General features: G+C 36.8%; 15 protein-coding genes. 1 reads left to right on the top strand and 14 read right to left on the bottom strand.

Features of this window, described 5'->3' with window-relative positions:
* Nucleotides 1–14 precede the first annotated feature (14 nt).
* From AC6CHS_RS09675 to AC6CHS_RS09655, 5 genes are read right to left on the bottom strand one after another with little or no spacing between them, the layout of a single operon-like run.
* Nucleotides 15–1577, bottom strand: coding sequence for a response regulator transcription factor (locus AC6CHS_RS09675; RefSeq protein ID WP_498235815.1), 1563 nt, complete (start codon nt 1575–1577; stop codon nt 15–17).
* A gap of 3 nt (nt 1578–1580) precedes the next feature.
* The gene (locus tag AC6CHS_RS09670; protein ID WP_498235814.1) at nt 1581–3317 is read right to left on the bottom strand and encodes a sensor histidine kinase; all 1737 of its coding nucleotides are present in this window, start codon (nt 3315–3317) and stop codon (nt 1581–1583) included.
* Nucleotides 3318–3352: 35 nt separating this feature from the next.
* Nucleotides 3353–4231, bottom strand: a complete 879-nt coding sequence (locus AC6CHS_RS09665) for a carbohydrate ABC transporter permease (protein WP_498235813.1) — start codon at nt 4229–4231, stop codon at nt 3353–3355.
* A gap of 12 nt (nt 4232–4243) precedes the next feature.
* Nucleotides 4244–5119, bottom strand: coding sequence for a carbohydrate ABC transporter permease (locus AC6CHS_RS09660; protein WP_498235812.1), 876 nt, complete (start codon nt 5117–5119; stop codon nt 4244–4246).
* Between the two features lie 60 nt (nt 5120–5179).
* A complete protein-coding gene (locus tag AC6CHS_RS09655; RefSeq protein ID WP_498235811.1) occupies nt 5180–6460 on the bottom strand; it encodes an extracellular solute-binding protein in 1281 nt (426 codons plus the stop codon).
* 368 nt (nt 6461–6828) lie between these two features.
* On the opposite strand from AC6CHS_RS09655, the gene AC6CHS_RS09650 reads away from it, so the two are divergent.
* Nucleotides 6829–6957, top strand: coding sequence for a hypothetical protein (locus AC6CHS_RS09650; protein WP_259343693.1), 129 nt, complete (start codon nt 6829–6831; stop codon nt 6955–6957).
* A gap of 131 nt (nt 6958–7088) precedes the next feature.
* Here AC6CHS_RS09650 and AC6CHS_RS09645 read toward each other — a convergent pair whose 3' ends face one another.
* The 9 genes from AC6CHS_RS09645 to AC6CHS_RS09605 all read right to left on the bottom strand — a co-directional run bounded on the left by AC6CHS_RS09645 (nt 7089) and on the right by AC6CHS_RS09605 (nt 15389).
* The gene (locus tag AC6CHS_RS09645) at nt 7089–7532 is read right to left on the bottom strand and encodes a carboxymuconolactone decarboxylase family protein (protein ID WP_498235810.1); all 444 of its coding nucleotides are present in this window, start codon (nt 7530–7532) and stop codon (nt 7089–7091) included.
* A 188-nt stretch (nt 7533–7720) separates the two neighbouring features.
* Nucleotides 7721–8218 (bottom strand): hypothetical protein, encoded by a 498-nt coding sequence (locus tag AC6CHS_RS09640; protein WP_498235809.1) that lies wholly within the window; start codon nt 8216–8218, stop codon nt 7721–7723.
* Between the two features lie 91 nt (nt 8219–8309).
* The gene (locus AC6CHS_RS09635; protein ID WP_498235808.1) at nt 8310–8732 is read right to left on the bottom strand and encodes a VOC family protein; all 423 of its coding nucleotides are present in this window, start codon (nt 8730–8732) and stop codon (nt 8310–8312) included.
* 571 nt (nt 8733–9303) lie between these two features.
* Nucleotides 9304–10656: a glycoside hydrolase family 1 protein gene (locus AC6CHS_RS09630; protein ID WP_498235807.1), complete on the bottom strand. Its 1353-nt coding sequence runs from the start codon at nt 10654–10656 to the stop codon at nt 9304–9306.
* A gap of 30 nt (nt 10657–10686) precedes the next feature.
* Nucleotides 10687–11586 (bottom strand): ROK family protein, encoded by a 900-nt coding sequence (locus AC6CHS_RS09625; protein WP_498235806.1) that lies wholly within the window; start codon nt 11584–11586, stop codon nt 10687–10689.
* Between the two features lie 103 nt (nt 11587–11689).
* Nucleotides 11690–13006: a 6-phospho-beta-glucosidase gene (locus AC6CHS_RS09620; protein ID WP_498235805.1), complete on the bottom strand. Its 1317-nt coding sequence runs from the start codon at nt 13004–13006 to the stop codon at nt 11690–11692.
* Complete coding sequence (locus tag AC6CHS_RS09615) at nt 13003–13608, bottom strand: DUF624 domain-containing protein (protein ID WP_498235804.1); 606 nt, start codon at nt 13606–13608, stop codon at nt 13003–13005. The genes AC6CHS_RS09620 and AC6CHS_RS09615 overlap by 4 nt, the downstream gene beginning before the upstream one ends.
* Nucleotides 13609–13631: 23 nt before the next feature.
* A complete protein-coding gene (locus AC6CHS_RS09610; RefSeq protein ID WP_498236467.1) occupies nt 13632–14432 on the bottom strand; it encodes a carbohydrate ABC transporter permease in 801 nt (266 codons plus the stop codon).
* A gap of 84 nt (nt 14433–14516) precedes the next feature.
* Nucleotides 14517–15389, bottom strand: a complete 873-nt coding sequence (locus AC6CHS_RS09605; protein WP_498235803.1) for a carbohydrate ABC transporter permease — start codon at nt 15387–15389, stop codon at nt 14517–14519.
* Between the last annotated feature and the right edge of the window lie 14 nt (nt 15390–15403).

Below are 15403 nucleotides of genomic sequence, written 5' to 3'. Positions count from 1 at the left end.
TTTTATGCATGAAGTTACTCATTTACTGTCAGCTTTCGGTAATTAGTTGGTGTCAACCCAGAGAATTTCTTGAATACATGCACAAAATATTTATACTCTCTAAAGCCAACCTGTTTCGATATTTCACTTACTTTAAACGGGGTATTTACAAGCAATGATTTTGCTTCTTCCACTCTTAATCGATTGACATATTCATTAAAGTTATCTCCCGTTTTCTGTTTAAACAACGTACTGAAATAGTTAGCGGATACATTAATGACATCTGCCACTTCTTGAACTTTTATTGCAGAACGGAAATAGGACTGAATATATTCTTCTGCTTGCTGGACAAGCCAATCTGCTTTCTCTACCTTTTTTAAATCCAGCTTTTCTCTTATTCGCTCAATATCTTGTTCAAACAACCGCTGTAACAAGGCGTATGAATTGAATAAAAGAAGGTCAATTGATTGCTGGTAATGAAAATCGGCATGTACGGCTTTTATACCTGGTAATCCTTCATATTCCTTCAACAAATTATTAAGGACTTGTGTGCACACGTCCTTTACCTCGTGAAGGAAAAATGCGTTTGTTTTAAAATAGAGAAATAGCTTTTCGACATGGGATTGTATCTGGTCACTTTCCTTCCATTCCACATGATAAAGTACTTCCATTAATTCTTTCTCGATGTCATGAGGATAACTCTGCGCAATTGGCCGTGTCAGTTTATGATTGGAAAAAAGTATTTCATTCTCCCCAACTAGCGGGAAATACTTACAAACCTTTAAGAGATCGCTATAAATATCCTTTATATCAGCAATAGCTATAACCGAATCACTCCATACAAAAGATAGGGAATAATAAGAGACTTGTTTCATCACATCTTCTATAAGCTTTTCTAAATGGAACTCTCTATCACGGCTTTGTATTAGACAGGTGAACAGTAATCCTTTACTCATATACATCGATATCGCTTCAAATCCAAGCTCCTCCGCTACGCGCTCAATCGATTGCTTTATATTGTGGAGAAATATTTCCATATCTTGCTTCGAGTAATGCTGGGCTTGCTGGACATAATCCTTTACCAGACAAATAAATGGGTAAACCCTTACATTTAGCCCTAACTGAAGAGGTGAATTGTTATCAGTAGTGTGGTAAATCTGTTGGAAAATAGCATTTTTGATTTCGCTTTTCTGTAATTCGTCTTTTATTTGTTGGTCTTCTTCTATTTCACTAATAAGTTTCTCTACTTTTAACTCTAGTTCACCGATATCAACTGGTTTCAGCAAGTAATCCTTTACTCCTGACTGCATTGCTTTTTTGGCATACGCAAATTCGTCATAACCACTGATGAGCATTGTTTTCGTCTTAGGATAGTGCTGCTGTAAATATGAAGCCAGTTGCAGACCATCCATGTTCGGCATTCGGACATCTGACAAGACAAGATCGACACCGCCCATATCGTTTATTTTACGGATGGCGTCCACCCCATCCATTGCCGTTTCAACAAATTCAATCTGGTGTTTTCCCCAATAAATTGTCTGCCTTAAGCCACGTCTGGTAATTGGTTCGTCATCGACAATAAGTAACTTGAATGGCATCAACTAATCACCTAATTCTTTGGATTTTTCCTCATTTAAAAGTGGCAGAAGCAATCGAACGGATGCCCCTTCGTCTGTATCCAAAAGGATGAGACCGTACGGTTTGCCAAATACGATCGATATGCGATCATGTAGATTTTTTAAAGCAAACCCAGCGTGCTCTTCACCATTCCCCTTTGCTTCACTAAATCCCCAACCATTATCCATTACATCGATCACAGCTTGATTGTTCCTTTGGTAACAATGAACTCGGATGATTCCTTGTCTCGGTAAATTTTTTATACCATGTTGAATACTGTTTTCAATTAAAGGTTGGATCACCTGCTTCATCACATAATAATCTTTCAGATCATGATCGATCTCAATATGATAATCCAGTTGTTCACCTAACCGCTTTTTTTGCAGTTCAAGGTAGGCTTGACTGTATTCGATCTCTTCTTTAAACCTTACCCATGTTTTCCCGTTATTTAGGTTCATCCGAAATATTTTGGAAAGGCGTTCAATTAGATGTCCGGTCTCCGGTGCATTTTCGAACCTTGCATTCCAGCGAATCATATCTAGCGTGTTGTACAAGAAATGTGGGTTAATTTGATTCTGTAATGCTTTTAACTCTGATTCTCTCTGCTTTATTTTCAACTTATACTCTGTTTCAATATGTCGTTGAATTGTTTTAACCATCTTATTAAAACGAAGTCCGAGTTTTCCAATCTCGTCGTCGGAGTCTACATAAACACTGGCAGTAAAATCCCCATTCGCCACTTGCTTTGTCTGATTGGTCAATTCAATAACCCGTTTAATAGTAGAATGGTAAAATAAAAGAAAGAACAACATTCCTGCTAAGAGAAGAATACCAATTAAATAGCCAATCAATACCCGTACATTCGTTAAATCTGCTACAAGTTTACCTTCATCTATTGCCGTTACAGAGAACCAGTCTGTATTAGCAAGTTGATTTTTAACAACGAGATAGTGGCTATCACCATCTTGATAACTGAAGAAATCTTCCTTTCCCTCTGTTACCCAGTCTGTGAGACCAGCGTCCGGAAATTGCTTGCCAATTAAGTCAGCATCTTGATGGAGGATGACCTCTCCTTGATCCGAAAAAATAAAATATTCACCGCGTTGAGAAGGAACTTCCATTTGGTTATACAAGTCTGTTGGATCAAGCCGTATACGAACTAAACCAATTTGTTCACTTATATTATTCATATCATTAATCAGTCTGGATAGACTGATAACATATTTATCATCATTCCAACTGCTCGTTACTTGATAGGGATCACTCCAGACCGCGCTGCCGTTTGCGTCCCTTGCAGCTTGATCAAGTTTTGATTCGTTTCCTTTTACTGGTTCACCATGTTCAACTAGATGACCGTCTCTACTAATTAATGAAATAGAATTAATGTAAGGATTGGAGATAAGCTGAAATGTAAAATATCCTTTTATCACCTCCATTGCTTCCCTATATTCTGGTTGGTAGATTTCTTCCTCTGTAGCAGTAAACATCTCCCGAAAATTACGGTCGTAAATCATGTAGGAAGACATCGTTTCTACCGTTGAAAAAACATCTAACAGATTCTGCTCATTTCTATTTAACCTCTCCGTTGCCTCCTCTACTGCCTGTTTTTTCAATACAATTCCAGTTTGATAATAGATTAAGATACTAATAACAAGAATTGGTACAGTTAATGCTAAGAAAAATGTAATAAACTTCCTCTTCAAGCCCCATCTCTTTAACATGATTTAACCTATCCTTTAGCTTTTTATTGCTGCAATTAGCCCTTTACTGCTCCGGAGGTCATACCATTTACAATCTCTTTTTCTAAAAACAGATAGAAAATCACTATTGGAACAAGTGACATCGTTAATCCTGCCATTTGTGCCCCGTAGTTTGTTGTAAATTGCCCTGCAAAATTAGCCAGCCCCAGTGGTAATGTTTGCAATTCCGGATCATTAATCAGCACTAAAGCAAAAGAGAACTCATTCCAATTATATATGAAATTCAGAATGATAACCGTAGCAACTGCTGGTCGTGACATTGGTAGAATGATGGACCAAAAGATTCGGAATATCCCAGCACCATCCATAATAGCAGATTCCTCAATATCCTTTGGAAACGCCCTCATAAAGCTGGTTAAAATAAAAATGGTTATCGGCAAATGAAAAGCAATATAAGGAAATAACAATGTAATTTCGGTATTGAGCAGCCCAAGATTTTTCATTAGGATAAACATCGGTACAAGTGTGGCATGAATCGGTATCAGCAACCCAAAGATAAAAAACGTATATATAACCTTATTTAACTTAAAATGAAACCTGGCCAGGAAATAAGAGGCCAAAGCTCCTATAATCACGGTAACAACGGTTGCAGTGACACAGATAAAAATGCTGTTTTTAAATAACACACCGAGATTCGCTATTTCCCAAGCATTGGCATAGTTTTCAAAGTTGAATTTTGAAGGAAAACCAAACTGATTAACCGTAAACTCCTGTTCAGACTTAAACGAGTTTATCGCCATCCAAACGATGGGATAGACATTTATAAGCGCAAACAGGCTCAGTAATGTATAAATGATAATTCTTGTGACCCTTTTCTTGATTTTTGATTCATTTTGTTTGTTCTTATTTTTCTCAATAGGTAATGTAGAATTCATTCACACCCCTCCTTAAATTAGTTTCCTACCAAATAACTTCGTAACAATAAAAATTAATATAAGACTAAAGAAGAAGATGAATACAGAAACCGCACTACCATATCCATATTGCAGTTTATTGAATGTCTCATTGAACATATAGAGTGCCATTACATCAGAAGAATGAGCTGGCCCACCATTTGTCATGACATAAATAAGATCAAACGTCTTTAGACTCCCGGAGATGCATAGAATTACCGCGACAATAATCGTATGCCAGATCATTGGGATTGTAATTTTAAAGGTTGTCGTCCATTCGGAAGCTCCGTCCATTTTTGCTGCTTCTAATACTTCTGTTGGTACATTCTGTAAAGCCGCAAGAAAAATAATTAAGTAAAGCCCGATGAATTGCCAAATGACGGTAACCAAGACGGCGGCCATTACCCACTTCGTATCACCAAGCCAGTTTTGTGCCATCACACCAAGTCCAATGCTTCTCAGAATTTCGTTTAACATTCCATTCTGAGAATTATAAATCAAGCTCCAAGTTAATGAGATAACGACTGTTGAAAGTACCACCGGGAGAAAGCCAACCGTTCTAAAGAATTTAAGTCCTTTTATTTTACGATTGAGTAAAAGTGCAAAGAACAACGCAAGTGGTATCTGACCTAAAACAGAGGCAAGCACAACGTAGATATTATTTTTAACCGAATTCCAAAACAAAGGATCTTCAAATAGATTCCGAAAGTTATCTAGACCAACAAAGGTCATATCAGTAAATCCATCCCATTCCATCAAGGAGTAATAAAAGGATTGCAAAATGGGATAAATGGCAAAGACAGCATAAATCAAAAAGGCGGGAAGTAAACCGATCATGATTGCTGCTTTACTTTTATGTGTTAGCTGCATCTTTTCGTCCTCCAATTTTCACAGGCTGCCGTAAAAACCGGCAACCTGTGTATAAATTGATTATTCATTCGCTTTTTCCAATTCCGCTTGCATTTCTGCTGCAAGCTCTTCTGGTGTTGTATCCCCAATTGTAATGGATTGAAGCCCATTATTAATAATGTCCGTCAACTCCGGTGATAAGGTCGCATCATAAACAGGTGAGAGCCCATTTTGAGCTAAGCTGTTTGCCTCCTTAAACACTTCTGGTATACTATCGTCCATTTCTACATCAGCTGGAACGATAATATTTGCCTTGACTAATTCTTGGAACAGTTCTTCACTATAGTAAAATTTAAGAAACTCAAATGCTGCCTCTTGCTCTTCTTCGCTAAGTTGGCTATTAACGGCAATTCCACCACCGGCGACTCCAGAAATTTTAGAGGCGTCTCCCTCTCCACCTTCAAAAGAAGGAAATGGTGCAACACCAATATTCTCCAGATCATCTACACTATCCATGATTGGCCCAATAGCCCAGGAGCCAGCAAAATGCATCGCAGTTGACCCTTTAATAAATTCATTTCTAGATTGAGCTTCGTCAATAGTATTCATATCTTCATTAAATGCTCCAGATTTCGTCAAATCATCAATGACAGTTAGGGCATTAATAAATTGTTCATTTTCAAACGTTCCATCCTCATTCAATACATTGTGGAGGAAGTCACTACCTGTATAACGATCCGCAATTCCAGAAATAAAGACAGATTGTAATGGCCAAATCGCTTTATTCCCAACAGAGATCGGCGTAACATTATCGCTATTCAAGCTATCCACTAATTCCTTAAGTTCCTTATAGGTTGACGGAAATTCATCAAATCCTGCTTCACTTACAAGCTCTTTGTTATAGAAAATCAGACTTGTTTCACTAACATTAGATGGAATTGCATAGTAATTTTCTCCTAATGCATAATCCTGTAAGATCTCCTCGGGAATTGTCCCTTCCCAATGATCAATAATGGGGTTTAACGGTAACAGGGCATCCCCCTCGACGAATGGCTCTATTCTCGTTCCAGGCCATACGCGCATCAAATCTGGCAATTGATTCCCAGCAGCCTGTGTCCGCAATTTAATCTCATAGTCGTCATGAGGAGTGCTTTCACTAATAATCTCAATATCATCGTGTTCCGCATTAAATTTTTCAATAATATCTTTGTAAACCGTATTTTCTGGACGGTCCTCTGTCCAATCATTCCAAAGTGTTAATTCAATTACCCCTTCCTTAGACTGAGTCTCTTCGCTATCTCCACATGCAGCTAAAACTAAAGCTACCACTACTCCTAAAAATAAAAATTTTAATGCTCTCATTTTGTTCCCCCTTTAATTATTAAGCGCTTACATAAAGTGTAACAATTTCACTTTGTTCTTAATATCCTACAAATCTATAAAAATGTCCGAAAATTACGGATACTTAAAAGTACGTGCACTAAGAAGGGCTCAGCAACCTATATAGTTCCCCTCAACCCAAGATTTCCCCCGCTTACCCAAAAAAGGTTAACCCTAGATAAGCAGATGTTATCGACTTTACTTCCTCCTTACTAAATTTATCACCGGGAGAACCTATCTGACTAGTTTAACAAGAGGCATTAACACAGCTTTTGGATTTCTAAGCATAAGGATCTCGACAAATATTTTCTCTCTCCCCACAGATAATAAACGAGAAAGGAGGGTCTGCTTTGAAAAACAAAGGTGCTGGAGAAATGATTGAAGAAACCGCAGAGAGCTTAATGAAAAAAGGAGTCCCTGCAAGAACAGCAGCATATGCCTCTTCCATGGGATATCTCAGGCAGCTGAAAAAGAAATAAAAACAAAAAAGGAGCAAATTTTACTTTGCTCCTTTTATATATGCCGGACGTTTGTATTAGAGGATGTGTCTTCAATAAATGGGTCTTACCTAATGTAAAAGTAAAAATCATAAAAAGTTCCTTGAGAGAAACTATTTCTCAGTTGGTGTATTTCCCATTGCAATAGAGATTCTGTTCAAATTGTTGATTTGATTAATAATGAGAACAAGGTCCACATATTGTTTCTCATCAAATTGCTTACGTACCCGTTTATAAAGTTCTTCAGGAACTCTTTTTGTAGGGATTAATGTAATATGCTCAGATAGTTCTAGAGCTACTCTTTCTTCAGGTGTATAAAAGTTACATTCCTCCCAAGCATGTAAACAATAAATTCTTTGCTCCGTTTCACCCATTTTACGAGCATCAGATGTATGCACATCTATGCAAAAAGCACAGCCGTTAATTTGGGAAACTCTGATTTTAATAAGTTCTCTTGTAGTACGACTAATGGAAGACTTTTTAGTGTATTTCTCCATATCCATCACAATCTTCATACCCTCAGGTGCCACATCATAGTAGGAAACTCTTTGACTCATAAAGCACAACTCCCTTAAATTTGTTTCTATCATTATAACTTTATGCGAATGTTTGTTCCAATTTGTTGTTTGTATGGAAAGTAAAATCAAGAAAAATTCAATTTTAAAAGCAACAATCAGCATGATGATTGATGTTCTTGAATTTAACCCATGTTCTTTCTTACGAAAAGTAGCGTTAATTGAACAAACTAATCATTTTCATTCCCTATTTCTCTTGTTACATCATGAACCAATTCTCCATCTTTCCGATAATACCATCCCAAATATTCAGTAGGGTCACCTTTAATGGTATATCTAACGAAAATGTATTCTTTTTCTTTGTAGTCCACTTCGTCTATAAATTCTATCGAAAACGTTTCATCTTGAACTTTATCTTCAATAACATCATAAACTTCATTTTCTAATTTGTTTTCTTGCAACTTTAGATAACCCCATATCATCAAAATAATTAAACATATTACTATTACTACCCAATCTCTAGCCCTTGTTTTGATTTTCTTTTTCTTGTTGTACCACGTTATTTCGATTACAGATATCACTAATCCAACGATTAAAATAGGTACATAAATATCGATTATGGGAACTCCAAAAACAGACGATAGATATAAGGCAATTAAAAATAACAAAATGAGAACAAAAATTCTCGCGAGTTTATACTTTTCGCCGTTAAATAAGAATTCAATCACTTTTGTCTTAATAAAAGACCCATCCCTTCGTGCTATTAAGTTATGTTCTTGTTAAACAATACCTGCCCGATTAAAAGTAATGTAAATTGAGTTATTCTTTGATTTCCAAATGTGGATTCCATACTACTTCCCACAAGTGGCCATCCGGGTCTTGAAAGTAACCAGCGTAACCACCCCAAAACGTGTCATGTGGTTCAACAGTTATAATTGCTTTGGCCTTCCTTGCCTGCTCCATTACTTTATCAACCTCTTCTTTACTTTCCACATTATGACCAATGGTAAATTCAGTTGCACTAGGGATGGTCTGATCAATTTGAGCATCATGTGCAATGTTTTTGCGCTCAAAGATAGCAAGTTTTATGCCAGATAGAAAGTCAAAAAAGGCAACTGCACCATGCTCAAATTCTTTACCAACTATACCTTCTGTTGGAAGCCCTAACCCGTCTTGATAGAACTTTAAAGATCTTTCCAAATCATCTACACCTAATGTAATTACTGTAATCCGTGGTTTCATAAAACATTTCAACTCCTAATTTTATATATTAAAAAGGTAGGGCTAGTAGTAAGATACGCTACTAGTTCCAGTTAACTTTGTATCATTTAATGGGTTCAATATATATCGTATCATGTTGTTTCGCCTTTGAATTGTAAAGAAGGGACACATTTACTTAGGAGTGTGTTTATCTTTAAAACTTTGTTTGAAGAGATGCTGTAATAACGTTTGAAGTGATTAATCCGAATATCCATATTTTGCAATATTAGTAGGTCTCTATTATTGGTTACTATTATACTCAATCCCCTTATTTTACTAATGAGTGGTAATTACGTCATTAAATTGCTTTTAGTCGAGTAACATTTTTTCACAATTTCATTTTACCATATATTAAAAATTTTTAAAAAAATCAGTGAAGTCCTTATCCTTAAGTCATTAGAAATTTATTCCTAGATCAAATCAAGTTTTCTCCTCCTATAATGAGATAAAGATAAAAAAGAACCTTCCCGAATGGGAACGCTCTAATAAATTACTCCATATTGACAAACAGCCAAATCCTCATGAGGGAGAATCTAGCTCTCCCAGCCCTTTCCTAAAGCTTTTCACCATTTGATTCAATCACCTTCTTAAACCAATGAAAGCTACTTTTTCTATATCGCTTTAAATCCTTCAAATCCTTTTCTTCACGATTCACAAAAATATTCCCATAACGTTTGGACATTTGGCCTTTTGAGCTTAAGATATCCGTTGACCCCCATGTGAGATAGCCAATTACGTCTACCCCTTCTTGCATGGCGATTTTCATTTGTTTAAGATGCTGATTAAGATAATCAATTCGATAGTGATCATCTACATGATTATTTTTATCAAGTTCCTCGTTTACCCCGATACCGTTTTCCGTGATAAAAATTGGCAATCTATAACGGGCATACATATCTTTTAAAGCAATTCTTAACCCAATTGGATCGATTGCAGCTCCCCACTCGCTTGCTGGTAAATTTGGGTTTCTCGTCATTCCTTCTGCGAAACCTTGTCCCTCTAGATGCTGTACAATTCTACTTTGATAATAACTAATGGATAAGTAGTCTACTATATTTTCCTTTAATATGGATAGATCGTTTTCTTCTAAGATTGGCATATTATTTTTCGCTTCTAGTTCTGCAGTAATATAGGTTGGATATTCTCCATTTGCGAAGACATCGAGATAAAGATCTATTAATTGCTCTTTTGCTTTGTAATTCGCAAGAACATCTTCAGGCTTTGAAGTAGCTGGATATGTAGAGATATAGGAGATCATGCCACCCATCTCCCCATTTGGAACAATCTCACGCATTGCCTTTGTTGCTTTTGCATGTGCTATAAGAACATTATGGCAAAGTTGATATTTTAATCTCTCAGAAGGGTTCGGATCCGTAATACCAAAGTAATCCGGGTTTAATAATACTAAATTAATCTCATTGAATGTTATCCAATACTTTACTTTGTCCTTATACCGCGTAAAGACAGTTTGGGCATACTTTTCAAATAAATCAACCACCTGTCTTGATGCAAAACCATTGTATTTTTCTGCTAAGGCAAGTGGTAAATCAAAGTGGTAAAGCGTCATAATGGGTTCTATTCCATTTGCTATCAATTCATCGATAAGGTCATCATAAAATTGTAGCCCTTCCTCATTAACTTCCCCATCACCATCTGGGAAAATTCGTGACCAGGAGATGCTCGTTCGATAAGCATTGTATCCCATCTCCTTAAATAGCGCGATATCTTCCTTATAACGATGATAGAAGTCTACAGCTACCTTCCAATCAGAAAAAGCTTCCGGAACTTCTCTAGCATCGATAATGGACAATCCTTTCCCATACTGCTCTGAAGCACCTTCTGTTTGAAAGGAAGTAACTGCGCCTCCCCACATAAAATCTTTTGGTATAATAGTTGTTTTTCCCATGAATTTACCCCTTTTCATATTAAACTAGCCTTACAACACATTACGCTCTATCCCTTTTATTAACCCGTATACTGCTCCTAGTAGATTCGCATTCTGCCTAAAATTACAGGTTCCAATTTTAGGTCTTATGGTTGCCTTAGGATATGATTCTAGGATTCTATCAAGTTTCTCATAAATTCTCTCGCTTAGATCTTCTCTTGCACTTATGCCACCACCTAATAAGATAATCTCTGGGTCATAGATATACTGTAAGTTAAATATTCCGATTGCTAACAGGTGGAAAAAGTCATCTATAGCCTCCATACAAATCCGATCTCCAGAAGCGGCTAAGGTAAAGATTTCCTCGCCGGAGAGGGTATCCTGATCAACATTTTTTCTTTTGGCTACTTTTCTTACCATGGACAACGTTGCATCCATTCGTACCCATTCCTCTTCTTTCATATCTTTGTTGTTGGCGTTTAATAGCATAAATCCAAATTCACCACCATGGAGATTTGCACCTTTATGCACTTCACCATTTTTAATGATGGCGCCGCCAATTCCTGTTCCAATTGTCATAACTAAAACATCCTTTTTCCCCTTTGCTGCCCCTGCCCAGACTTCAGCATAGCCTGCACAATTTGCATCATTTTCAATATAAACGGGTAACGATGTCCCACTTGCAATCAATTGTTTTACGTTAGGACCATGGATAAAAGGGATGGCACTTGAACCATACACAATTCCCTCGTTTGATACAGCACCTGGCAGACTTACTGCAATTCCTTGTACATCCTTATGTAGCGCAGCAAATGTATGGATGGCTTTTAATAAACTATCCAGCGTCTTCGGCGTTTTTACTTTGTTATGTTCCAAAATATTACTGTCAGCGCCAACCACCGCATATTTTAAGAAAGTACCACCTATGTCAAAAGCTATGTATTTATTCATTTGATCGCCTCATTTTTTGACTTGTTCATCTTGTATTGACCATTTATTATATTAAAACAACTTATCACCACCTAAGTGCAGTTATAAGTTGTTTAGCATTATCTTATGGAAACTGAGTAAGAAATTCCTTATGAGCCTCCAACATTTCATCAAGAATCTGTTTAGCAATGGTATCTGATGCAACTAGGGGATTAATCGTCATTGCTAAGAGAGCCGTATGATAATCACCAGTAATTGCTGCATCGATAGCCATTCTTTCAAATGACTTAATTTGTTGAACAAGTCCATGGACAGGAATTGGCAAGTTCCCAATAGTAATAGGTTTAGGACCGTTTTTTGTTATAACACTACTAACTTCTACTACTGACTCGGCTGGTATACTAGCAATCGATCCATTGTTAAGTGTATTCACTGTCTGGATATCCCCCTTATCATTATAGATAGAATCAATTAAGTTACATGCCACATCACTGTAATACGCCCCGCCACGTTTTTCTAGTTGTTTTGGTTTTTCATTTAGATTATCATCCTTATAAAGGTCAAAAAGCTCCTCTTCTAAATCTTTAACGACTGTTGCACGAACACCTGATTCTTCGTAGGCTTTTAGTTCTGCCTCTAACATTTCCTTTTGTTTGTAGTAATACCTATGATACGGACACGGAAGGATTTTCAACGCCTTTATAAATTCCGGTTCAAAGGATAAGTTCTTAATATTTTTCATGGTGATTTCCTTTTCATTAGAAGCAACCTTCTCAATGGCAAGTTCTGTAATATTCTCACCATCCAGGTAAATGGTGAGGCCAAATACCATATGATTTAACCCTCCAAAGTCAATATTAATTCGTTCAGGTTCCACCTCAAGAGCTTCAGCGACGCCTGTTTCCATTCCAATTGGAACATTACATACCCCAACTGCCTTTGTCCAATTTGTATACCTAAAAATGGCTTCCAGCACCATACCGGCAGGATTCGTAAAGTTTATCAACCAAGCTTTCGGACACAATTCTTTCATTTCTTCCACAATCTCAAGAATAACTGGAATGGTTCGAAGCGCTTTAAATAAACCTCCTGGTCCATTGGTCTCTTGACCAATTACACCAAATTTTAGTGGAATCTCTTCATCTTTTGCTCTTGCTGCTAACTGTCCTACCCTAAACTGGGTTGTAACAAAGTCAGCATCCTTTAATGCAGCTCGGCGATCCAAGGTTAAGTGTATTTCCATTGGAATGTTTTCTTTTTCTACCATTCTTTTAGCAAGATTCCCAACAATATTTAATTTATTTACTCCTTCTTCAATATCCACTAGCCACAATTCTTTAATTGGTAACGATTCATATCTTCTTATAAATCCCTCGACTAGTTCTGGTGTATAACTAGAACCCCCACCTATTGTTACAACTTTCAATCCCGTTTTGTTCATAAGTTGCTCCTTTCCGTCAGTTGTGTATTTAACTTTAGGTTTTCTTCTGAACCTCCAATTTTCACAATAAAAAATACGGCTACACTCATACCAAAAAAGAACGAGATTCCGGGAATAATTGCAATTGCAAGTAATAATAAAATAAAAATAGACAAATACCCCACATTACTTTTAGGGAGAATCCATACGATGGAAAATGCCTTTTTTATTTGGGAGAGAATTGGCTTTTTGCTTTCGAAATATTGAAAAAAATGAATCATACTTAAAAATATCAACCCAAGCATACCCATAACTAAATATTTGATATAGATAGATTCCAAAATAAATATATTAGTACTTATTAAACTGAGCATTAACCCAAATAGAATGCCAGCACCGTTCAATTTAATAAAAGAACGTGTGAAAGCATTCCGAAATTCATGAAATGCTTTATTCGAAGATAAATCCCTTTCCTTCATGACCGTAAAAAGGGCATGTGTAGCAGGAAAGATTCCCAAAACAACTAAACCGATCAAGGTAAATAACATCCACAGTGCTTGTAAATAGGCGAACCAATATATTTTTTGTAGAACAAGAACATATTTATTAAGGATAACATTCATCTGCCACACCGCCTTTTTGTTTCTTATCCCTTAACTGCTCCCGCTACCATACCTTTCATAATCTGTTCTTGGAACAGAATGTACATGATAATGGTAGGAATAACAGCAATCGTCATCGCAGCCATCGTAAGCCCATAATCTGTACTAAATCCATCAGAGAATACTGCTAAACTTAATGGTAAAGTTTTTAATGCACTATCATTAATAAACACCAATGCAAAAACAAACTCATTCCAGCTTCGCAAAAACGCCAATATAGTCACTGTTGCTAATGCCGGGACACTTAATGGAAGCATAATCTTGAAGAAAACCCCCCAGTAACCACTACCATCTATGACTGCTGCTTCTTCTAACTCCTTCGGTATTGCGCTCATATAGGCAACCGTCAAAAAGATCGCGATCGGAAGTTCAAATGCTGTATAAGGTAGAATGAGTGCCCAATAACTATCTAACAGTCCAACCTTATTCATCATCGTAAATAGCGGCACCAAAGTACTGTGGACAGGTATCAACATCCCTAGTAAAAAGAAAACAACCAAAAAGCCTTTTAATTTAAATGAAAAACGTGATAATACATACGCAGTTAACGCTCCTAGAAACACAGTTAATGCGGTTGCACTAATTGTAACAACCGTAGAATTAATCATTGCCTGCCCAAGGTTGGCAACTTCCCATGCCCTCGTAAAGTTCTCGAAGTTGAAACTTGTTGGAAATGCATACGGTTGTGTAAAAAACTCTTCATTTGTTTTAAAGGAACTTGTAATCAGCCAATATAATGGGTAAATCATCAGTAAAGAAAAGAGACTTAAAAACAACACCTTGATTGTTCTAAATAATCCTTCCTTTAAATATAAAATTACAGAAGATTTCTTTTTATACGTTTCAGTACTCACCTAGTTGACACCTCCCTAGTCCTTTTTCTTCATTAAAACTTGGCTTATTAAAATCAGAATAAGGCTTAAAATAATGATTAAGGTAGATATAGCAGACCCAAAACCATATCTATAAACTAAAAATGTATTATTATACATATAGGTTGCTAGAATTTCAGTTGATTGTGCCGGTCCACCACCAGTCATTACAAAGACTTGATCAAACGCTTTTAAACTACCAGAAATACAAAGGACTATAACAACTCTAATAGTTCCCCACATATTCGGCAGAATAATATAGAATAATTTTCTCCAACCAGTTGCTCCATCAATTAATGCAGCCTCTTCAATTTCTGCCGGCATGTTTTGAATGGCAGCAATAAAGATAATTAAGTAAGGTCCTATATAATTCCATATAATCGGTACAGCTACTGCGTACATATTTACAGATGGGTCAGAAAGCCATGCTTTTGTCCATCCTTCAAGTCCAATTGCCCTTAGTACCGTGTTCACTGCGCCCATCTCAGGGTCAAAAATATAGCCCCAGATTAGACCAACTACTACGGTAGATATAACCATCGGCAAAAAAACTGCTGATCGGACAAAGCGCTGGAATAAGTTACTCTTTCTGAGTAGGAGAGCAAGTCCTAATGCAATTGGAACTTGCCCTAAAACAGATGCTCCTACAATAATTAAGTTATTTTTAAACGACCTCCAAAATACTGGATCTTGAACGACTTCAATATAGTTTTGGAACCCGATGAAAGTTTCCTCACCCAGCCCGGACCAACTAAAAAATCCATAGTACGAAGACCAGAAAATGGGTACGATGACGAAAAAGCTATAAAGCAAAAGGGCCGGAAGTAACGTAATTACTAACAATCCTCTTAACTTTGCTCTAGATTGCATTTCTTTCCCCTCCC

Source organism: Oceanobacillus sp. GQ8, assembly GCF_059758495.1.
Note: the sequence above shows the minus strand (reverse complement) of the source record. Positions and strands in the feature narration are given on the sequence as shown.